The organism is Candidatus Nitrospira allomarina, from assembly GCF_032050975.1.
Taxonomy (GTDB): Bacteria; Nitrospirota; Nitrospiria; order Nitrospirales; family UBA8639; genus Nitrospira_E; species Nitrospira_E allomarina.
Genome location: NZ_CP116967.1, coordinates 1,423,786 through 1,444,732 on the forward strand (window position 1 = coordinate 1,423,786; position 20,947 = coordinate 1,444,732).

A 20,947-nucleotide genomic window follows, 5' to 3' on the forward strand; every position below is an offset into this window, starting at 1 on the left:
GCTCCCCCTCCCACTTTGAATGGACAGGAAGCGTCCATGGCGACGCGGGAAACTGTCCACCCTCAGGCCTACTATCACTTCCTTCGAGGTTCCCTTGCCGAGTTGAATAACAATGCCACAACAGCTTTAGAGGAATACCAGGCAGGTATGGCATTTGACGGGAATTCGAATTTTTTGAAATTTCGCCTTGCCAAACTGCACTTCTCGATGTCGCATCTGACTGAAGCCGTGGACCTAGCAAAACAAATCCCTGTGTCGGAAATTTCTCAGGCGGCAATGTTTTTCGATTTGGCGAAAATTTTTGCCGGGGGAGGGGATATCGGACGGGCCGTGGAAATTTTGTCTGAAGGGGAACGACACTTTCCTCAGGATGAACGGATATACATTTCTCATGGGACTCTTTTGTTAAATATCAAAGAGCTTCAAATGGCTGAAAATGTATTCCATGATTTATTGGTTCATGTCCCGGGCTCCGCTGAAGCCCATTATTATTTGGGGGTGATTGCTCTGGAGGCGAAAACGAAACAAGAAGCCAAGGAACATTTTCAGGACGCCATTGCTCTTCATCCCACCTTTGAAAGGGCGTACCTGAAGTTAGTGGCCATTTCCGAAGAAGCAGAGGAGCCCCAGGTGGCTATTGACCTTTTGGAGCGCTACTTGATTGAAGTAAATCCGCATCACCGGGAATTCCGGTTGCGTGTTATTCGGCTGTATATTGGCCAACATAACACGGACAAGGCTTTGGACCATTTGGATTATTTTCTTCAGCAAAACCCAGATGATTTGCATGCGCAGATTCTTAAGGCTCAAATTTATGGTGAAATGGGGAATTTCCCAGCTGCAATTGAGCAGTTGAACGCCATCTTGCGCGTGAGACCTAACGAATTGCGCGTTCGCGACTTTCTGGGATTGTTATATGAGGAAGTGAAGGATTATGAGCGCGCGATTCAGGCCTATCGAACGAATGTCCAAATGGACGACACTTTTTTTGATAGTATTCTGCATTTAGGCTTTGTGTCCTATCGGTTAAAACGCAACCAGGAAGCTCTCTCGTATTTGGATCAGGCCGTTAGCCTCAATCCTAAGCGGCCGGAGCCATATTTATTACTGGGGCTGACCCATTTTCAAATGGAAGAATATCACAAGGCCAAGGCCAGATTAGAGGAGGGTATTCACCATGACCCCTCAAATGCCGAACTCCATTTTAATTTAGGCACGGTCTATGACAAATTAGACCATTTCGATAATGTGGTTCGGGAAATGGAACAGGCTTTGGAGTTGGATCCGGAACATGCGGATGCCTTGAATTATTTGGGGTATAGCTATGCCGATCGTGGCATCAAGGGGGAGCAGGCCTTGTCCCTTACGCAACGTGCCGTCGCCTTAAAACCGAATAATGGGTATTACGTAGATAGTTTAGCTTGGGCACTCTATAAGCTGGGACGTATTGAAGAAGCACTGGAAACGATTCAACGAGCGGTCTCTTTAGTGTCCGATGATCCTGTTATTTATGAACATTTGGGGGATATTTTCTTAAAGCAAGACGAGCGAAATAAGGCACGAGAGGCCTGGCTTCATTCACTGCAACTCGATTCAACAAATAAGTTGCTGGGCAAGCGGTTTCGTGAGGCCGGTTTTGGGGAGCCGATTCCTACCCTTTCCCATCAGTCTACCCTGGCTCCCTAGGTTCTCGTCATTCTAGATATTTCGCTGTGATTTAGCCAATAAATTTATCAAGTGATACCTCCAGTTCATTATAAAAGGTGGTATGAGCCTTCTTGATAGGTTCCATGTCTGATTCATTTTCAGCCGCTGATTCTTAAGATTTGCTTTCTTTCTGGCGAATAATCTAGTCACGCCTTTTTGTATTTGCCTTGCATGACGATGTGGCCCTCCATTTTCTGTGTCCCTGAAATGGTCCGTTATATGAATTTGGTGACATTTAATGCCGTTTTATTGCCGTCTTTAAGGCTGTGTTAATTATCAGTGGAGCCCTGGCTACTTGAGAAGACCAGGTGTACCATCATCCGAGGGTGAGATACTTAACAATCTGTTGGAGGATAGTTCTCCATGGAGGATTCGTAGGATGCCGACTCAACTCAATGAACAAAAGGGTTTCAGTTTAACGGAGCTGATGATCGTGGTGGCAATTATTGGAATTTTGGCGACGATAGCCATTCCAAATTTTTTGCGTTACCAGGCGAAGGCCAAGCAAACAGAGGCCAAAAGCAATTTGGTGGCAATCCATACCGCAGAAATTGCCTATTTTGCTGAAAATAATGGATATATAGACGATTTTAATGCAATTGGGTTTGGCATGAGTGGGTCTTCGCAGCGATATTTTTATAAAATCGGCAATGCCAATCTTGGAACTTTACCTCCCGGGTGTACCGACCCGAATTTGGATTCTGTGAGTGCATTAGGCTTTACGGCGGTTGCCATTGGAAACATTGATGGAGACGCAACCTGCGACGTGTGGACAATTAATGAGGGAAAGGTCATCACGAATGTGACAAATGATGTGTCTTCCTAGCGTTGTTGTATCAGAGCGCAATGCATTCAACGGAAACCAACTCAAGAAAAGTTGATTTTCCCCGAACTTAAACTGAATCGGTTAACGTGACCTCAGGAGGGGGCAACAGTGGACATACTCGAAAAAATAAAAAATCGGTCGGCCAAAGTTGGAGTGATTGGATTGGGCTATGTGGGGCTTCCCTTAGCCGTTCTTCAAGCTAAAGCGGGGTACCATGTATTTGGGGTGGATGAAGTGGTAGCCAAAGTTGAAATGGTAAATCAAGGGCGTAATTATATTTTGGATGTGGTGGACTCTGAGTTACAAGGAGTCGTAGAGCAAAAAAAACTACAGGCGACAACTGATTTCTCCGTGTTGCGACAGTGCGATGTCATACTTATCTGTGTGCCGACTCCTCTTACCAAAAATAAAGAACCGGATATCTCGGCGATTGTGAAAGTTCTTGGGCATCTTGCCGATTATTCACATCCGAATATGCTCGTTGTGTTAGAAAGTACAACCTATCCAGGAACAACCGAGGAGGTCATTTTACCTGCTTTGACAGCAAAAGGTTTAACGGCTGGAAAAGATCTCTTTGTCGCATTTTCGCCAGAACGGGTTGATCCCGGAAATGCAGAGTTTAAGACTCATAATACCTTTAAATTGGTGGGTGGTGTTACCAAAGTTTGCGGGGAAGTTGCCAAAGCCTTTTATGAACAATCCATCGTGAAAATCTTTCCTCTCAGCTCTCCACGTGTTGCGGAAATGGCGAAGGTCTTTGAAAATGTTTTTCGCTCAGTGAATATTGCATTAGTGAATGAGCTCACTTTGTTGTGTGACCGGATGAATATAAATGTTTATGAAGTGATTGATGCCGCAGCCACAAAAAACTTTGGCTTCATGCCTTTTTATCCTGGCCCTGGTGTGGGTGGACATTGCATTCCCCTGGATCCATACTACCTAGCATGGAAATCAAAAGAGTATGATGTCCATACCAGGTTCATTGAACTGGCTGGTGAGATCAATGAAAATATGCCCTATTTCGTAATGAATAAGGTTCAGCGGATTTTAAATCAACGAGGTAAATGCTTGAAAGATTCAATCATTTTTGTGTTGGGAGTAACCTATAAGGCCGACATTGAAGATCCACGTGAATCGCCTGCTACAAAAGTCATGGAACTATTGCAACATGAAGGAGCAGCTTTGCAATATTCAGACCCCTTTACTCCTTCCATTATTATTCAAGGAAAGGAATATAAATCTCAACAGATAAACCCTGAATTGTTAAAACGCAGTGCGTGCGCTCTGATTTTGACCGCGCATTCTGCTTTTGATTACCAGTTGATTGTTGAGCACGCTCCCGTGGTATTTGATACCCGTAACGGAACTCGTCAGGTGAAGCATCACCGTGATCGTATTGTGCTGCTTTCAACCTAAGGAGCGTTTCAATACTAAACACATCGGCTTGACAGTCTTACTGTATTTAGTTATAAAGCCCTGTTTAAGCAGGGCTTTTTTGTGTCTTGTGAATCTCTCATTTGTTGGCAGCACTCCCCCCAAAATTGCATTATCAAAAGTTGAATCGCTGAAAGACCTACCGCATGAAGTTGCTCAAGCAATTCTTAGTACGGTTATCGGGGAATATCTTTGAGACCCTGAATCCAAAGTTGGGACCCTATCGTGTAAAGCAAAAGCCACCGCCCCTTAAGCTGGTTTCCCATAACCTTCATCCGGAGGTTTCTCAGGATCGTACCCTCCAACGAACAGCCAATCTTGGCCATATGAGTGCTCTGGAATCAGCTCTTCAAAAAGGGGAAGACTGGTTACTGAACATGCAAGATCCTGAACAGGGATTTTGGGTTGAGGAGTTGGAAGCGGATACGACCCTGACCTCTGAGTATGTGATGCTTCGACGGTTTCTGGATGTGGTTGATCTGGATCGAGAGCGGAAAGCTATTCGGTATTTACTTCATACTCATCTCGAGGATGGGGGTTGGCCCATTTTTTTCGGAGGGCCTGCAGATATCAGTGCATCTGTAAAGGCCTATTTTGCGCTTAAGCTGGCAGGGGTTTCTCCTGATGAGCCCGTGATGCAACGTGCGAGAAGTTTCATCCTCGGCAAGGGTGGTGTCGTTCAGGCCAATGTCTTCACCAAAATCACCTTAGCATTATTCGGGCAATATGATTGGCGCGGGATACCGTGTATGCCTCCAGAAATATTTTTAGCCCCTCAATGGTTTTATTTTAATTTATATGCCGTTTCATATTGGTCCCGTGCAGTCATTATCCCGCTTTTAATTATTTTTGCCCATCGACCTATGTGCACCATCTCCAAGGAACAAGGGATTGATGAACTTTTTCTTCAGCCTCGTCAGGAGGTGGACTATGCTCATGTGCCACCGTTGCACAGGGATTCCACCCTGATAAGCTGGCGGAATTTTTTTGTTTGGGTCGATGGGCTGCTTCGTTTATATGAGGCCTATCACATAAAGGCCCTCCGGAAAAAAGCTTTGAGTAGCGTACAGTCTTGGATGCTTGAACATATGGGTGGAGAGGGAGGATTGGGAGCCATCTATCCGGCAATGGCCTATTCGGTTTTTGCCCTTCGAGCTTTGGGATACTCTACCGATCATCCGTTGGTTCAAAAAGCATTGAGGGAAATAGAAGCACTTGAAATTTACTCGAATCCCGGTAATACCCCAACGCCCACTATGCTGCATTTACAGCCTTGTCATTCTCCAGTTTGGGATACAGCCTTGACGATTAATGCGTTGATCGAACGGGGCCTTGCGCTGGACCATTCCTCATTGCAACATGCGGATGCTTGGTTGCGAGCCCGTCAGTGTCAAAAAGTAGGAGATTGGGCGGTGTCGGCTCCAAAAGCTCGGGCTGGTGGATGGGCGTTCCAATTTGAAAATGAATGGTATCCCGATGTCGATGATACCGCGGCTGTGGTGACGGGGTTGGCCAAGATTAATTCTGCCGACGTGTTCGGTTCAGATGAGGTCCTTCAACGAGGGTTCCGATGGGCTTTGGCGTTACAGGGGTCAGATGGTGGTTGGGGCGCATATGATAAGGATAACAATAAATTAATTTTTAACAAGATTCCTTTTGCGGATCATCAGGCTCTTTTGGATCCCAGTACGGCCGATTTAACCGGTCGCTGCTTGGAAATGTTAGGAACGTTAGGGTACGACCAGTCTCACCCTGCCGTGAACCCCGCAATTGAGTTCTTACGCAAGGAGCAAGAGCCAAACGGAAGTTGGTATGGCCGATGGGGGGTCAATTATATTTATGGGACGTGGTGTGTCCTTTCAGGCCTTCGTGCAATAGGCATTGATATGACGGTGCCGTGGATCCAGCAGGCAGTGATTTGGCTAGAGTCCGTTCAGAACTCTGATGGGGGTTGGGGGGAATCCTGTGATTCCTACGCTGATGTGGAGAAGGCCGGGCGAGGAGAAAGTGCCGCATCTCAAACCGCCTGGGCCCTCATGGCCCTGCTTCAAGCTGGAGAATCGGACTCCATAAGTGTTGTCAGGGGAGTCAATTGGCTCATTCGCCATCAACGTGAGAATGGAGTTTGGGATGAGCCGTTTCATACGGGTACCGGGTTCCCCAGGGTCTTTTATTTACGGTATCATGGGTATTTTAAATATTTCCCCATCTGGGCCCTGGGTATGTACCGGAATGTAAAAATAACCGGGGAAGCAAGGGCCGATCAATTACGAAAGGCCGCCCAAGTGGCCAGACGCCAGAGTAAGCTTGTGTAATTTCGGTCCTGACTGCCTACCTTTTGCATATTTCCCATTTCCCGATGATGGCAGGAGCCTCCTCTGACCAAAATCGTCATATTGACTGCAACCCATGTAGAGTTTAACGCTGTTGGCCGGACTCTTCCCCGTGTGTGCTCTGCCAATCTCCCAGGGTATGCTGGCTTAGAGAGTCAGGGCGCTTCAACCCATGTCTTATTAGTGAAGACGGGAATAGGTCCAGGAAAGGCTGAAAGGGTTACCCGGCAAATTTTAGAGAGCGAAGCATGGGATGTCGTCATTTCTACCGGTTTTGCCGGTGCTCTCAATTCTTCCCCAATCGGATCGCTGGTGGTCGGGCAAGAGGTTCTCTTGGGGCAGTCTACAGAGATGTTCTCTGATTCTGATCTGCAACGAATTGTGTGTCATCCTGAGTGGGTCAAGGCGGCATTAAGGGTCCCATTGACGGATGGGTGCCTTCTTCAAGTTGGTCGGTTTGTAACGACGGATCGAGTGCTGACACAGGCTACACAAAAACGTATTCTGGGGGAACGGACCGGAGCGATGGCTGTAGATATGGAGAGTGGAGCGATAGGCGAAGTGGCGAAGCAGTTTGGTTTCCCTTTTTTGATTATTCGTGCGATATCTGATGGTATTAACGAGGATTTACCGGTAGACTTCAATATGTTTCTCAAGCCATTTGGGTGGGTTGGGGGTATAGGACAGGTCCTATCCTCACCTCGATGTTGGAAGGGATTTTTTCGTTTGTATCGGCATTCGAGGCAGGCCGGAATCCAACTTTCTAGTTTTTTTGAAAATTTTTTCCCGATTGTTTCAGCTCAAACTTTCTCCATGGCCATCAATAAATCTGGCGCAGAAATTCCATGATATTATTGCAACAAATTGGGAAACGGACTCTTTTCTTGATAGAAGAAATGGGGGCCATGTTTGTGTTTTTGATACGGACGTTTGGATGGTTGTTCCGACCACCGGTGAGAATCGCTCAAATTATCAAGCAAATGCATTTTGTGGGATTCAAGTCTTCTTTTGTTGTGATTCTGACGGCGTTATTTACCGGAATGGTGTTAGCGCTTCAAGGGTACTATTCCCTGAGGAAGTTTGGTTCTGAAGGTTTGCTAGGGTCTGCGGTGGCGATAAGTATGATCCGTGAGCTAGGTCCGGTATTAGCGTCATTGATGGTGACGGCTCGCGCGGGATCAGCCATGACCGCAGAAATTGGAATTATGCGTATTACCGAGCAAATTGACGCATTGGAGACTATGGCAATCAATTCCTTGCAGTATTTGATTACTCCCAAGGTTGTTGCGTCGCTTATTTCGGTGCCCTTGTTGGTTGCTATGTTTGACGTGGTGGGAATATGGGGAGGGTATCTGGTTGGGGTCAAGTTGCTCGGAGTCAGCGGGGGATCCTATTGGAGTTCAATCGAATCAGCGGTGGAATGGAAAGATGTTTATGGGGGGATCTTAAAGTCGATTAGTTTTGGCCTGATTATCAGCTGGGTCTGCTGCTATAAAGGGTATTACACGAGAATGAGTGCCGAGGGTTTAGGGAAAGCTACCACTGAATCTGTGGTCTTGGCGGCAGTTCTTATTTTGGTGTGGGACTATTTTTTAACCTCCGTCCTTATGTAACGTTACGTATGTCTACGAGTCTACCGATGGTCATTAAGCTGGAAGGGGTGGAAAAGACCTTAGGAGGACAATCTGTGCTCAAAGGGATCACTCTCGATATTCCTAAAGGTAAAATTACGACGATTATCGGTCCGAGCGGTGAGGGCAAAAGTGTGATGCTTAAGCACATCATTGGGTTGATTCGCCCGGATCGAGGCCGAGTCATTATTGATGGAACGGACCTTACGCAAATTAATGACCAAGAATTGAATGACATACGCAAAAAATTTGCTATGTTGTTTCAATCGGCTGCCTTGTTTGATTCTATGACTGTATTTGATAATGTCGCTTTTCCCTTGCGAGAAAAACGCATGATGACTGAACAGGAAATTTGTCGATGGGTACCAGAGATGCTGGAGAGGGTAGGGTTGGACAAGATGGGCCATAAATTTCCTGCAGAACTGAGCGGAGGAATGAAGAAACGTGCAGGATTAGCCAGGGCGCTGGTGATGGGGCCGGAGATTATATTATTTGATGAACCGACGACGGGGTTGGACCCGTTGATGGCCCATGCCATCCATAACCTCATTTTGGCTATGCATAAAACCTTTGGCTTTACCGGTGTGATGGTGAGCCATGAAATCCCAGAGATCTTCCCTATCTCGGATTGGGTTGCTATGTTAAAGAATGGAAAGATTATTGCTATGTGTCCTTCAAATGAATTTCAGCAGACTGCCGATCCTGTGGTGCGTGAGTTTATTTCGGTCAATAATGGTATTAATCTCGCTCCAGTCTGAATCTCCTGGCTCTCGGGAGTGGGTTAGGGAGTGATAAGTGTCAAGCTGAACTATATGCATTATCCTTCCTGGGCCTTGCCCTAATAAAACATCAATTACTCGAACTGAAATATTATGATGGAACGTGGAAAACTTGAATTAATCGTCGGAATATTTGTGTTAGTGGGGGTCATCTGCCTTGGGTATTTGGCGATCAAACTTGGAAAGCTTGAGCTGGTTGGAGGGGATTATTACGAACTCCAGGCAGAATTTTCTTCCACTTCCGGGTTGAAAAACGGCGCGTCGGTAGAAATCGCCGGAGTAGAGGTGGGCCGTGTAAAAAAAATCGGACTGAACGACGATCGGGCTCAAGTGGTCCTAGCGATTCAGGATGGGATCACGGTGTTTGACGATGCGATTGCTTCAATCAAGACTCGTGGCATTATCGGAGAAAAATTCATGGAATTATCTCCCGGCGGGGCGGGCGAACGTTTGAAGACTGGTGGAACCATTGTGGACACTGAATCTGGAATTGACCTAGAGCAGGTGATTAGTCAATTTATCCATGGCAATGTTGAGTGAGGCTTGTTTGGTGAAATAGATGTGGAGGAAATATGCAAAGGGAATGGGTTAAGAAACCTGAGTTAAAGGTGAGAGCCAGTGCAGGTGAACCTCGAAGGGTGCAGTTTAAACATTCTTCAAGAAATGTGGCAGTGTTATTATTTGGTTGGATAGTAGTTTCTTTTGCCTGTATGACTGTCGCATGGGGAGGAGGTACTCCAACGGGGGCAGTTAAGGAAACCGTTGATCAGGTTTTTGTGGTGCTGAGGGATCAAGCGTTGAAGGATCCTTCGAGAGAGACGGAACGGCGAGCCAAGCTGGAAGAAATCATCGGAAAGCGGTTTGATTATGGCGAAATGGCCAAGCGTACCCTGGCTTCTCAGTGGAAGGGATTAAGTACAGAGCAACAACAAGAATTTGTGACTTTATTTCAACAGTTTTTGGCAAATTCCTATGTCGGCAATGTAGACGGATATTCGGGGGAAGAAGTGGAGTACCTCAAAGAGCGCGAAAAAGGAGAATTCGCTGAAGTTCAGACTAAAGTGGTGTCTCCGAAAGTGCAAATACCCTTGGACTATCGTCTGTTGCAAAAAAATGGAGAGTGGTGGGTGTATGACGTAGTGATTGATGGAGTAAGTTTGATGAAAAATTACCGTGGGCAATTTTCCCGTATTATTAACTCCTCATCGTTTGAAGCTCTTCTCGAGAAGCTTCGTTCAAAAGCCGACCTGGGGACTTCGTCCTAAGGAGTCGGTTTTGTGATATCGTTTCGTTCGTGGGGCCTGGTATTGGTGTGCCTGGCCTTAGGCGGCGTTATCCTTCAATCTTCTAAAGTCCTCGCCGAAAATTCTTTTTTTGTGGTTCCTGCGTTTTCTACCTCCAAAAATGATGGACAAGACTTTGGGTTGATTGCCCCGTCATTGAATTCGGATGCGGAAGGTAACCTTCGTTCTCTCTTTGCTCCCATGTTGATTCACAATTCATTTTTAGGAGTCCGGGGAACCTTGAACTATTTTCATTATTGGTCTGGTGGGAGGCAAATGGAGACAGTCGGTTCGTATACAGAGGAAATTGAACGAAAGCTGAAGTTTCGTTACCAGGATCCTGGGTTTATCGAAGGGCTGTTCTTTGTGGATGTTGGAGCACAGTTTTTCAAAAATGCGACCAAGCGGTTTTATGGTTTAGGACAAACCACTCCCAAAAGTAATGAATCAAACTATACGGGGCGTGAAATTCACATTCATTGGAACTTTGGTATCCATTTGAATGATGTGACGCGATTATCCGTTAACCAAAGATTTCGAAATGTTGAAATTCAACCGGGAGGTGTAGATGACGAGCCATATACTAAGGATCGTTTCCCGCGGGATCCGGGGATAAAAGGTGCGACGATTTTAGCCCACCGTCTGGTGTTTCAATATGATTCCAGAGATAACCTCAATACCCCGACCGCGGGCACCCGAGTCGAAGCATTCGGGGAATTGGCGCAGAACTTTGATTTTGGGAAAGAAGAGGATCTGTTGTATTTTCGTTCAGGGTTTGATATCAGGCACCTGATACCGAGTCCCTCCAAACGGTATATTTTTGTGGCCCGAGCGATGCTGCAATTAAGTTTTGGCGATGGGATCCCCTTTTACGAACAAAGTTCCTTGGGAGGAGAAGACAACCTGAGAGGATATGGGAAGGATCGGTTTATTGATAAACATATGGTGGCATTTAATGTGGAGGAACGTATACATCTATTTGGGATGAAGATGTTCAATGTCAGTATAGAATGTGAATTAACGCCATTTGTGGATATGGGGAGAACCTATAAGGATTTTAAATTTCGTCAATTTCATGATTGGGAAGTTACACCTGGAGTAGGCTTCCGAGCCATTGTCCGTCCCAATGTCATGGCCCGGGTGGATTGGGGGTACAGTAGGGAAGGTGGAGCAGTCTTTGCTGGCCTCAACTATCCTTTTTGATACAGCCCATAGTCAATCTGCTCTTCCAAAAAAAACATGTAATGACAAGATCAAGGACTACGCGTTTATTTGTGCCAATAGGGTTACTTTTCCTCGTAGGAGTCCTCATTCTTTTTTCTGGGGCATTGCAGGGTGAGGACTCAATCGACCAGCAAAATCCCGAGAGTCTTGAAAGGGAGCTGGAGATTTTGGTGAGGGAGGGAGCAGCTAATTCAAACGATCTTACGCGCTTGCTTCGGATGGCCGGTTTGTATTTGGATCTAGGGTACGGGGTATACGTTGATCGGGAGCAGAAGTTGGCAGCTTTCCAGGAAGGAGCCCGTCTCGCTCAAAAAGCCTTTGGTCTTCGTGAGTCTTCTGCCGATGCCCATTTTTTGTATGCCGCCAATCTTGGGAGTGCGGCGGAGTTGGAGGGTTTGGTTTCGGCGGCATTGACGATTCAGAAGTTAAAGAAGCATGTGAATCGGGTTTTGGAACTTGATCCAAACAATGTTCAGGCTCACCATATGTTAGGACGGATGTATGAGGAGTTACCCTGGGTGTTAGGAGGCGATCAGAACGTAGCTGGAGAGCATTTGAAAAAAGCGGTTTCTCTCGATAGCCGGTATGCACCGGCAGGGTTGGATCTTGCGAAATGGTACCTGAAACACGGACAAAATTTGGAGGCAGTGAAGGAGCTAAACCGGGTTGTAAATACCCCCCCTCTTAAAAAGCGATGGATATGGGAACGGATTCATCGACCGGAAGCTCAAGCCCTGCTCCAGCAGGCCCTAGGCCAGGTGGATGTTGACCGTTCCACTGCTCATCCCTGAAGTTAGACCAAATGCTTGACAGGCAATAGCAGCTATGGGAAGATTTTGTTTAGTCATGTCAGAATTTGGACATTTTTAGTTATTCCCCAACAATACGTTAGGTTCTTCAAGAAAGGATGCCCAATGTCCTTGCTAAAAAGGATTGAAAGTCCAGCAGATTTAAAGAAACTTTCTCGGGACCAATTCCCTGAACTTTGTCAGGAAATTCGGGAACTCATTATAGAGGTAATCTCCCATGTGGGGGGGGCATTTGGCCTCCAATTTAGGCGTGGTGGAGTTGACGGTGGCTTTGCAGTATTTATTGAACACGCCAGACGATAAAATTGTCTGGGATACCAGTAATCAGGCTTACACACATAAATTATTAACGGGCCGTCGTGAACAATTCCATACGGTCCGCCAGTTCGGGGGAATAAGCGGATTTTGTAAACGAGAAGAAAGCATCTATGACACGTTTAATGCCGGACATGCCGGAACCGGTGTGTCCGCTGCCGTGGGCTTTGTGGAGGCACGTGAGCAATTAGGCAAGTCCAATAAGGTCGTTTGCGTCGTAGGAGACGGGGCACTCACTGCCGGAATGACATTGGAAGGATTGCAGCATGCCGGAGATATGGGCCGGGACTGTGTGGTGATCCTTAATGATAATCAAATGTCGATTTCACGAAACGTCGGAGCTATTTCCGCCTATCTTAATCGGACCTTTACCGGGGAGTTCTATACAAGACTTCGTGAGGAAACCTCTCAACTCCTGGAAACCATTCCGCAAATTGGAGAACCCGTAAAGCGAATGGCGATTCGGGCCGAAGAGCTGGCCAAAGGCTTACTGCTCCCGGGTCTGCTATTTGAAGAGTTGGGATTTCGATATGTCGGTCCCATTGATGGACACAATTTTGAGCATTTACTCCCGACGTTGGAGAATGTTTTGAAATTAAAAGGGCCAACTCTCCTGCATGTGATTACCAAAAAAGGATTGGGTTTTCAGCCGGCAATGAAGAATCCTGTTTGGTTCCATGCCTGTTCACCGTTTGATTCAAAGACTGGGCAACCGATGAAAAAGCCCGGTCACCCTTCGTATAGTTCTATTGCTGCTAAAACCCTGATTCGTCAAGCCAAAAAAGATAACCGGGTGTTGGTCATTACGGCTGCGATGTGCGAGGGAACGGGAATGTCTGAGTTTGAAAAGGAATTTCCCTCCCGTTTGATTGATGTCGGGATTGCCGAGCAGCATGCGGTGACATATGCAGCTGGTCTCGCCGCGGATAATATGCGGCCGGTTATCTGTATGTACTCGACCTTTCTGCAGCGGGCCTATGATCAGGTTGTGCATGATGTGGCAACCCAAAATCTGCCGGTGACCTTTTGTATTGATCGGGGAGGATTGGTGGCCGAAGACGGAACGACCCATCATGGGGCTTTTGATTTTGCGTTTCTGCGGCATGTTCCCAATATGGTAATTATGGCCCCAAAAGATGAAAATGAACTCCAACATATGGTCCAAACAGGATTAGTGCATGATGGTCCGGTGGCGGTTCGATATCCTCGCGGTAGTAGCCTTGGGGTGCCTTTAGATTCTGAACCCATTCCCCTTACTATCGGCCAGGGTGAGCTATTATCCGATGGGCGAGATGTGGCTATTATCGCAATTGGGGTTATGGTCTCGGAGGCGATGAAAGCGGCTGAGCGCTTACAAGAAGAAGGCGTATCCGTGGCTGTCATTAATGCACGTTTTGTGAAGCCGCTGGATAAAACCCTTATTCGAGAAATTGCCAACAAAGTAAAATGCTTAATTACTGTCGAAGAAGGGTGCCGAATGGGCGGATTTGGATCTGCGGTCCTAGAATTTTTATCGGAAGAGGAATGTTGGAGTATTCCGACTAAAGTACTCGGATTACCAGATTGGTACATTGAACAAGGGCCTCAGGATTTGCTCAGGGAAAAATACGGTCTCACGGCGGATGGGATTTATGATCAGGCCAAGGCGTTACATGACCGGGTTTCTCTGCAAGCAGTGATACGCTAGTCTATTCTCGTGTATATTTCTCGACGAAAAACCAAACAAATCCAGGTTGGATCGGTCAAAGTTGGTGGGGATGCCCCCATAACGGTCCAGTCTATGACGATTCCTCATCCGAGGGACGTTGCTGGGACTCTGGAGCAGATTCACCTATTAGAGAAAGCTGGATGTGAATTAATTAGGGTAGCCGTACCCGATATGGAAGCCGCTGATGCGCTTCCCAAAATTAAATCACAAATGACGGTACCCTTGATCGCAGATATCCATTTTGACCATCGTCTTGCACTCAAAGCCGCCAAAGTTGTGGATTGCGTCCGTATTAATCCAGGGAATATTGGGCCATGGTGGAAAACCGAAGAAGTGATTCAGGCTGTCAATGACTATGGCATTCCACTCAGAATTGGCGTGAATGGCGGTTCCTTGGAGAAGCATCTTCTTGAAAAATACGGCTACCCCACGGCTGAAGCACTTGCGGAATCGGCATTGAACGCGGTTCATGCGTTGGAGGATGTTGGGTTTACGAATATGAAGGTGTCCCTGAAGGCCTCTGACGTGCACATGGCGATTGATGCCTATTGGTTGTTTGCCCAGCAAGCCAATTACCCATTGCATATCGGCATTACCGAAGCAGGAACTGCGATGACAGGTGCGGTGAAATCTGCTATTGGGTTAGGTTGGCTGCTTTCTCAGGGCATCGGCGACACCCTTCGGGTCTCTTTAGCGGCCGATCCGGTAGAAGAAGTCAAAGTCGGATTTGAAATTCTGAAATCGCTGGAGCTTCGTCATCGTGGTGTCAATGTGATTGCTTGTCCAACATGTGGGCGAGTGGAAATTGATGTGGTGAAAATGGCTAACGAATTAGAGCATCGACTGGGACATATCACCACCCCAATCACTGTATCCGTCTTGGGTTGTGTAGTGAATGGAATTGGTGAAGGGAAAGAAGCTGATATTGGAATTGCCGGAGGTCAAGGCGTAGGAATTCTTTTTAAAAAAGGGAAATTATATAAACGTGTGCCATCTGAAGACCTTCTTCATACTTTGATTGAAGAAGTGGAGTTGATGGCCAAAGAGCAGGGTGGTCAGGATTCGAGCGTCAATGGTCATGAGACGCCCGATGCCGGCTCCATTCATCAATCCCCAATGGAAGATCTTTCCTTAAGCCCGATACGATCTGTCTCCAGAGAACTTCCCGTGTTGCCTCGTCAGTAATGATTCCAGCCTTTTGAGGACTAAAGAAAGAGAAAGTCAGACTTTTTCTTGTACAAGAGAAAATAGACTTCTTATAATGGGCTCGCAAAGGCGCCGTACCCAAGTGGCTAAGGGAGCAGTCTGCAAAACTGCGATTCAGCGGTTCGAACCCGCTCGGCGCCTCCATTTATTTATTATTTTATCCTGTTTAAACCAGGCAGAGGATTAGAATGTAGGCTGGGGGTAAGAGTGGATGCGCTTGAATTATGGTGAAAATCTAGAGGGAGTAAAATAATCATGTCGGTACCTGTATCTCAAATGTATACCGTAGCTCATTATGCCCTCTCAAAGCACTTACGGGGTGTGAAGCGATACCCTCTTGTGCTCATGTTAGAGCCGCTCTTTCGGTGTAACCTGGAATGTGCAGGGTGTGGAAAAATCCAGTACCCGGATCATATTTTGAATCGGAGACTGACGCCTGAGCAATGTTGGGCTGCTGCTGAGGAATGTGGTGCACCAATTGTGAGTATTCCTGGAGGAGAGCCCCTGATTCATCCTGAAATGCCAGCCATTGCCGAAGGGCTTGTGAAGCGAAAGAAATATGTTTACCTCTGTACAAATGCCATTCTGCTTGAACGAAAATTACAGGACTATACTCCCTCGAAATACCTTACATTTAGCATCCATATGGATGGTCTCAAGGAAGAGCATGACCATGCCGTTTGTCGAGATGGCGTCTATGACGTTGCCGTGAAAGCCATTAAGGCTGCTTTAGCCAAAGGTTTTCGGGTGACGACCAATACGACATTATTTAATGATGCGGCGCCTGCTCGTGTCAGGCGATTTTTTGATGAAATGATGGAGTTGGGTGTGGAAGGCATGATGATTTCTCCTGGGTATAGTTATGAAAAGGCTCCAGATCAGCATAGTTTTTTAAGCCGTGAACGGACGCATTCGTTATTTGCGCAATTGCTGGCCCAACGTAAACGTGCGTGGCAGTTCAACCAATCTCCGTTATTTCTTGAATTCCTGATGGGAAAACGGGAGTATGAGTGCACCCCTTGGGGGAATCCCACGTACAACATTTTTGGATGGCAGCGCCCCTGTTATTTATTGCAGGATGGGTACGTATCCACTTTTCGAGAATTAATGGAAGAAACGGAGTGGGAGCGTTATGGGACGGGACGACATGAACAATGCCGGGATTGTATGGTGCATTGTGGGTATGAAGCTTCTGCCGTGAAAGATACCTTCAGCTCATGGAGTGGGTTTTTTGGGACGGTCAGGGCGACCCTGTTTCCCAATGCTGTGTGAGGCTACTCCTCTGTGTTTTTCTTTTCTTTCCTCAACTCTGGGTCCACTGGAAAATGTCTCCACGTTTAGCTGTCAATAAGGGGTCATCATGGGTTTAGATGTATCTCCAACTGATACTCCTCAATCATGGGAAGGACGGCATCTGCAGCCTTCGAATGAGAAAGAATTGCACGAAGCCATGGATCGCATATTTGATTATCGAGGCGATGTGACGATTCACCTGAAAACAGGGGAGCAGGTTATAGGATTTGTATTTGATCGTCAGGAGGAGGCTCCTCAGCCGTATATTAAGCTATTCCTGCCAGGAGATCAGCAGCCTCGTACGGTTTTATACCAAGAGGTGACTGGAATCGTATTCTCAGGGCAAGATACGGCGTTTGGTCGATCCTGGGAGGACTGGGCGCAAAAGTGGAAGAAGCCCGAGGCAAGCTCTTAAAGACACAATTCTCCCAAGCCTTCTTATCCCTCCAATGTGCTGAAGCATCCATATAAATCAAAGCAGGTTTTCCTTGTCATCGGACTCTGGCGTGATGAGAAATTTATTTCTCTCTCGACTCATGCACTAATATGTTTATTCTCTGAAAACACAGGCATGGCAAGTGGGAAACAGCGCGCAAGAACGGAAGAAATAATTGACGGTTGGCTTCTGACTGTGATAGAAGTCCTGAACTTTTTTGGGCCCAGGAGACCTATGTAGCTCAAAGATTTTTGAAGGGGATAAATAGGGTTGGCAGAGTATTTTCATTGGAAGGAAATGTGAAGGCTCGTGAAAACTGAGGGATGTAGGGTGTACGCATATGGTGCACTCCGGTCACGTCGTTCTACCTTGAATTCTACTCTGTTAAACCATTTTTCCTATCCGTGTGTTTTATGCTCTTCATAATGTAGACCATCGCTTTACGATCGAGGGTTGGATTGTGGAAAGGGCGGGAATGGCTTTGAGCCAGCTGTTGTTTCCGTGCTGGATGCTCGGACAGATGTTTCGAGGAATGGAAAGCAGATGACATGGATTTAACAAAGTCGATTTCCATTTTGACAATGAAAGCCAGAGGCATCTCTTGGTTATACCATCTGGAGCGTTTGGGTCGATTCGGAGAGTGGAGTTTGGCCGGGTTGATACAGGGACGGAGCGAATCTTTTCGCCAAACTTTTGGCAATCATGCCGTGTCGTTCCGTAGTGACTAAGATTTTTTGAGGAAGGTCGAATCTGGAAAATCAAGAATCAGGTAAACGAGGGGGAACAATGAACGAGTATCAAACAGTAAAAAGCCTTTTAGTGAGTGGTTTGGCCGTTATGGGCCTTTCGATGTCAGCATGTGGTGGTGGAGAAGGTCCCCCGCAACCGCCTCCTCCTGCTCCACCGGAATATGCGGATAAGCATATGCCGGCTGGGTATTGGAATAATCCAGAAATTTTGAAAGAGGGAGAGGCCATCTTTACTGGACAACAGAACATTGATGTGAATTGTGCGAGCTGTCACGGAAAAGATGGAAAGCCTGTTAAGGCCGGTGCGCGGGATTTCCGTCGGACAGAGCAAATGCAACTTTATTCGGATTCGGTATGGTTTTGGCGAGTGTCTGAGGGAGTTTCTGGGACAAAAATGAAAGCGTGGAAGAGCAAGCTTTCCGAGGATGCCATATGGAAAGTGGTTGCGTATGAAGCGACGTTTGGGCTCAAGGGCATGGAATATGATGTTGCGAAAAAGCAATGGGTTCCTGCGGGGACAGCCGGGTCAGCGCCTGGAGGTGATGCTCCTGCCGCCGAAGCTCCAGCTGGTGGAGAGGCTGAAAAAGCGGCAGAGTAATACAGGAATTGAATGAAAAATAAGGAGGGCGGGGACCCTTGAATACACTGAATCGAAGTCTATGGATAATTCTAGCGTTGGGCCTATGCGGTGGGGCTGCTGCCTTTGGGCAAGTTCCGGATGCTCCACTTGTGGACTTTCCTTATTCGGGAAATCGAACGGCGGTGTGGGTCGTCGCTCAACTTCATATTTTGTTCGCGGCGTTTATATTAGGTGCTCCAATATTTGCGGTGGTAGCAGAGTGGCTGGGATATAAGAATAACGATCCCAAATATGACCGTCTGGCCAAGGAAGTTATTAAGGTGACGGTCATCTTATACAGCATGACTGCCTTAACCGGAGGGTTGTTTATTTTTGTCCTACTCGGGACGTATCCTGACTTTTCGACATGGTTGATCAAGCATTTTTTCCTTGTGTTTGCGGTTATCTATCCTCTGTTATTTATCCTTGAAACCATTATCTTGTATACCTACTTCTATTCATGGGATTCCATGAAAGGAGCGAAGAAAGGACGCCACATCGCTCTTGGTATTCTGTTGAATATTGTGGGAACCGTGACTCTCTTTGTCATTGACGGTCCAACCTCTTTCATGAATACCCCGGCCAAAGCGGCGGGAGATTTATCATTAGTAGAGTTTATCCAGACCGCCAGTTTGTGGGATAAAATGGCGAATTTTAGCTGGATGCCCCTGAACCTTCATCGCCTGGTTGGAAATGTCACGTTTGGTGGGTTTATCGCCGGTCTAATTGCGGCCTATATGTTTATGGGATCAAAAACAGATGAGGAGCGAGCCTATTACGACTGGATGGGATTTGTGGGTAACATGATCGGGGTAGGGGCGCTTCTGCTTCTTCCGTTCATGGGCTACCTCCTGGCCTATGAGCTCTGTGACTATGATGCCTCGATTTGTCCCTACATGATGGCTGATCAGTTGTCGATGTTCTTTGAAATGCAAGGTGCCATGGTCGGCCTCATCTTCCTGGCCAGTAACTATTATATCTGGCTAAGTCTAAAGCGAATACAGGGTGTTGAACAGGTACGGATATCCGGATTTGTGGCGGTAGTGGTGCTGCTCATGCCTGCCATTATGGGATTTACATGGAAAATGTTCCCTCCGCCTGAATGGCAATCGTTAATTGTCTTAGTGATAATAGTCGTCCTCCCTATGATTCTTGCTAAAGTTCCTGGTCTCAAGAACTTCACGGTATCGGCATTTACCATGATCAAAGTTGGCTTTTTGATGATTGTGGTGGCCGATGCGATTTGGATGACCCCTCATGGTTTCGTCCCGACCCAAGGGCTGGCCACCGAGGAAGTCGAGCTGCCTTCTTGGGCAAGTGAATTAGCGCTCATGCCGGCAAAGAATGCTGCAGCCTTTACTCTCGTATTCCTGACTGTGGTCAATTATCTGCTTTATAACCGCGCCATTAAGCGAGGGACGATTGTATGGGGGAAAATTGATTTTGCGTCCCAGTTCGTCCTCATATTTCTGGCTTTTAGCGCCATTTGGACAATGGGCCTCATGGGGGCGGTACGCTCGTTAACTCGTAAATATTATCATGTCTATAACCTCGTTCCCGATTTTACTCCTGAAGCGTTTACGCCGACTCTGGCCTACTCGGCCTGGTGGATAACGGGGGTGACTATCGTGTTTTACGCTGTCGTAAGTTTTGCCATCCTTGTCACGCTGAGAGCGGGAAGTCCGAAGCCGGCTACGTCATTGGCATCGTCAGTACCGGTTGAAGCTAAATGAGTAGGTTGAAAAAAGAGGAAACAAATGGCTAACCAGAGTTTTGCCAAGAGTGTCATGAAGAAGACCGCCGTGGGGGTCATTATTGGGCTGTTGTTGGTGGTGGGCGCTAAATACACCCATTTCCCACCAGTCTTTCAGATCATGTTTTTTCTTTACGCGATACTAGGGGCTTTGGTGTTCATTCTTTTAGATGCTCCAGCGATGAAACGGTTGGAAGGTGTGAAGGCGGTGGGGGCGTTGGTGGTATTTTACCTCCTGCTTTCTGGTCTCTATATCGCCGGAGCGTCGATTCTGCCACAGTTTGACCCGGAGGATGAGAAGGGAAAAATTGAAAAAGTTTTGAAACTTCGCCGGGCCCAAACAGAGCAAGGGAAGGCCGATGAATTAATTGCCAGGGCAAAGGAATTGGATGAACGGGCTAAAGCTATTTCGAAGCAACTGAGTTCTTTAGGTGCTGATGCTAAAGTTGAGGTGGCGGTTGCAACCAGTGGAGGCGGGGGTGGAGCAGCCTCCGGCGATCTCGTGGCCATTGGGAAAGAACAATGGGAACTACAAGAATGTTATAACTGCCATAAGCTGTATGGACAAGGTGGGAAAAAACGTGGGCCTGAGATGGATAATATCGGTAATCTTATGACCGTTGAACAGTTGAAAGAAAAGATTATTGATCCAAAGAGTTGGAAAGCAGAAGGGTTCGATAAGGATTACGATAAAGGGAAAATGCCTGATAAGTATAAAGATCTCATGTTCCCACAAGAAATTGATGCGCTTGTTGCCTTTCTTGCCTCGTTAAAAGACGAGTCAGTTAAAACTCCGAAGCCAATAAAAATGAATTAATCAACATCTGAGGTTTTTCCTGGCT

17 protein-coding genes, 1 tRNA gene and 1 pseudogene are annotated in these 20,947 nt (G+C 46.8%); all 19 read left to right on the forward strand.

Going from position 1 to position 20,947, the window contains the following annotated elements; all coding sequences use genetic code 11:
- The first annotated feature begins 36 nt into the window (after positions 1-36).
- A complete protein-coding gene (locus PP769_RS06165) occupies positions 37-1,686 on the forward strand; it encodes a tetratricopeptide repeat protein (protein ID WP_312646076.1) in 1,650 nt (549 codons plus the stop codon).
- A gap of 400 nt (positions 1,687-2,086) precedes the next feature.
- Positions 2,087-2,533: a type IV pilin protein gene (locus PP769_RS06170; protein WP_312646077.1), complete on the forward strand. Its 447-nt coding sequence runs from the start codon at positions 2,087-2,089 to the stop codon at positions 2,531-2,533.
- A 108-nt stretch (positions 2,534-2,641) separates the two neighbouring features.
- Positions 2,642-3,949: a nucleotide sugar dehydrogenase gene (locus PP769_RS06175; protein WP_312646078.1), complete on the forward strand. Its 1,308-nt coding sequence runs from the start codon at positions 2,642-2,644 to the stop codon at positions 3,947-3,949.
- Positions 3,950-4,113: 164 nt separating this feature from the next.
- A complete protein-coding gene (gene shc, locus PP769_RS06180; RefSeq protein WP_312646079.1) occupies positions 4,114-6,282 on the forward strand; it encodes a squalene--hopene cyclase in 2,169 nt (722 codons plus the stop codon).
- 81 nt (positions 6,283-6,363) lie between these two features.
- Positions 6,364-7,149 (forward strand): phosphorylase family protein, encoded by a 786-nt coding sequence (locus tag PP769_RS06185; protein WP_312646080.1) that lies wholly within the window; start codon positions 6,364-6,366, stop codon positions 7,147-7,149.
- Positions 7,146-7,913: an MlaE family ABC transporter permease gene (locus tag PP769_RS06190; protein ID WP_312646081.1), complete on the forward strand. Its 768-nt coding sequence runs from the start codon at positions 7,146-7,148 to the stop codon at positions 7,911-7,913. The genes PP769_RS06185 and PP769_RS06190 overlap by 4 nt, the downstream gene beginning before the upstream one ends.
- Before the next feature lie 26 nt (positions 7,914-7,939).
- On the forward strand, positions 7,940-8,689 hold the full coding sequence (locus PP769_RS06195; protein ID WP_376753426.1) for an ABC transporter ATP-binding protein: 750 nt from the start codon (positions 7,940-7,942) through the stop codon (positions 8,687-8,689).
- Positions 8,690-8,806: 117 nt separating this feature from the next.
- Positions 8,807-9,250, forward strand: a complete 444-nt coding sequence (gene mlaD, locus PP769_RS06200) for an outer membrane lipid asymmetry maintenance protein MlaD (RefSeq protein ID WP_376753427.1) — start codon at positions 8,807-8,809, stop codon at positions 9,248-9,250.
- A 170-nt stretch (positions 9,251-9,420) separates the two neighbouring features.
- On the forward strand, positions 9,421-9,975 hold the full coding sequence (locus PP769_RS06205; RefSeq protein ID WP_312646084.1) for an MlaC/ttg2D family ABC transporter substrate-binding protein: 555 nt from the start codon (positions 9,421-9,423) through the stop codon (positions 9,973-9,975).
- Between the two features lie 12 nt (positions 9,976-9,987).
- Positions 9,988-11,196: a BamA/TamA family outer membrane protein gene (locus PP769_RS06210; RefSeq protein ID WP_312646085.1), complete on the forward strand. Its 1,209-nt coding sequence runs from the start codon at positions 9,988-9,990 to the stop codon at positions 11,194-11,196.
- 41 nt (positions 11,197-11,237) lie between these two features.
- Positions 11,238-12,008, forward strand: coding sequence for a tetratricopeptide repeat protein (locus PP769_RS06215; protein WP_505542332.1), 771 nt, complete (start codon positions 11,238-11,240; stop codon positions 12,006-12,008).
- A gap of 123 nt (positions 12,009-12,131) precedes the next feature.
- Positions 12,132-14,028, forward strand: a pseudogene (gene dxs / locus PP769_RS06225) (1-deoxy-D-xylulose-5-phosphate synthase).
- Between the two features lie 9 nt (positions 14,029-14,037).
- Positions 14,038-15,234, forward strand: coding sequence for a flavodoxin-dependent (E)-4-hydroxy-3-methylbut-2-enyl-diphosphate synthase (ispG, locus tag PP769_RS06230; RefSeq protein ID WP_312646091.1), 1,197 nt, complete (start codon positions 14,038-14,040; stop codon positions 15,232-15,234).
- A gap of 89 nt (positions 15,235-15,323) precedes the next feature.
- Positions 15,324-15,399, forward strand: a tRNA-Cys gene (locus PP769_RS06235).
- 111 nt (positions 15,400-15,510) lie between these two features.
- Positions 15,511-16,527 carry an adenosyl-hopene transferase HpnH gene (gene hpnH / locus PP769_RS06240; protein ID WP_312646092.1) on the forward strand — a complete coding sequence of 339 codons (1,017 nt, stop codon included), beginning with the start codon at positions 15,511-15,513 and terminating at the stop codon, positions 16,525-16,527.
- 88 nt (positions 16,528-16,615) lie between these two features.
- A complete protein-coding gene (locus tag PP769_RS06245) occupies positions 16,616-16,963 on the forward strand; it encodes a hypothetical protein (RefSeq protein WP_312646093.1) in 348 nt (115 codons plus the stop codon).
- A gap of 807 nt (positions 16,964-17,770) precedes the next feature.
- Complete coding sequence (locus tag PP769_RS06250) at positions 17,771-18,331, forward strand: c-type cytochrome (protein WP_312646094.1); 561 nt, start codon at positions 17,771-17,773, stop codon at positions 18,329-18,331.
- Between the two features lie 38 nt (positions 18,332-18,369).
- Complete coding sequence (locus PP769_RS06255) at positions 18,370-20,085, forward strand: cytochrome ubiquinol oxidase subunit I (protein WP_312646095.1); 1,716 nt, start codon at positions 18,370-18,372, stop codon at positions 20,083-20,085.
- A gap of 24 nt (positions 20,086-20,109) precedes the next feature.
- A complete protein-coding gene (locus tag PP769_RS06260; RefSeq protein WP_312646096.1) occupies positions 20,110-20,922 on the forward strand; it encodes a cytochrome c in 813 nt (270 codons plus the stop codon).
- Positions 20,923-20,947 lie beyond the last annotated feature (25 nt).

What these genes read in the sequence shown, in the direction of transcription:
- PP769_RS06245 (WP_312646093.1), top strand. Translation starts at nt 16,616, where the DNA reads ATGGGTTTAGATGTATCTCCAACTGATACTCCTCAATCATGGGAAGGA.
- PP769_RS06260 (WP_312646096.1), top strand. Translation starts at nt 20,110, where the DNA reads ATGGCTAACCAGAGTTTTGCCAAGAGTGTCATGAAGAAGACCGCCGTG.
- PP769_RS06195 (WP_376753426.1), top strand. Translation starts at nt 7,940, where the DNA reads ATGGTCATTAAGCTGGAAGGGGTGGAAAAGACCTTAGGAGGACAATCT.
- PP769_RS06205 (WP_312646084.1), top strand. Translation starts at nt 9,421, where the DNA reads ATGACTGTCGCATGGGGAGGAGGTACTCCAACGGGGGCAGTTAAGGAA.
- mlaD (WP_376753427.1), top strand. Translation starts at nt 8,807, where the DNA reads ATGGAACGTGGAAAACTTGAATTAATCGTCGGAATATTTGTGTTAGTG.
- shc (WP_312646079.1), top strand. Translation starts at nt 4,114, where the DNA reads ATGAAGTTGCTCAAGCAATTCTTAGTACGGTTATCGGGGAATATCTTT.
- PP769_RS06190 (WP_312646081.1), top strand. Translation starts at nt 7,146, where the DNA reads ATGATATTATTGCAACAAATTGGGAAACGGACTCTTTTCTTGATAGAA.
- PP769_RS06215 (WP_505542332.1), top strand. Translation starts at nt 11,238, where the DNA reads ATGACAAGATCAAGGACTACGCGTTTATTTGTGCCAATAGGGTTACTT.
- PP769_RS06170 (WP_312646077.1), top strand. Translation starts at nt 2,087, where the DNA reads ATGCCGACTCAACTCAATGAACAAAAGGGTTTCAGTTTAACGGAGCTG.
- PP769_RS06250 (WP_312646094.1), top strand. Translation starts at nt 17,771, where the DNA reads ATGAACGAGTATCAAACAGTAAAAAGCCTTTTAGTGAGTGGTTTGGCC.
- PP769_RS06165 (WP_312646076.1), top strand. Translation starts at nt 37, where the DNA reads ATGGCGACGCGGGAAACTGTCCACCCTCAGGCCTACTATCACTTCCTT.
- hpnH (WP_312646092.1), top strand. Translation starts at nt 15,511, where the DNA reads ATGTCGGTACCTGTATCTCAAATGTATACCGTAGCTCATTATGCCCTC.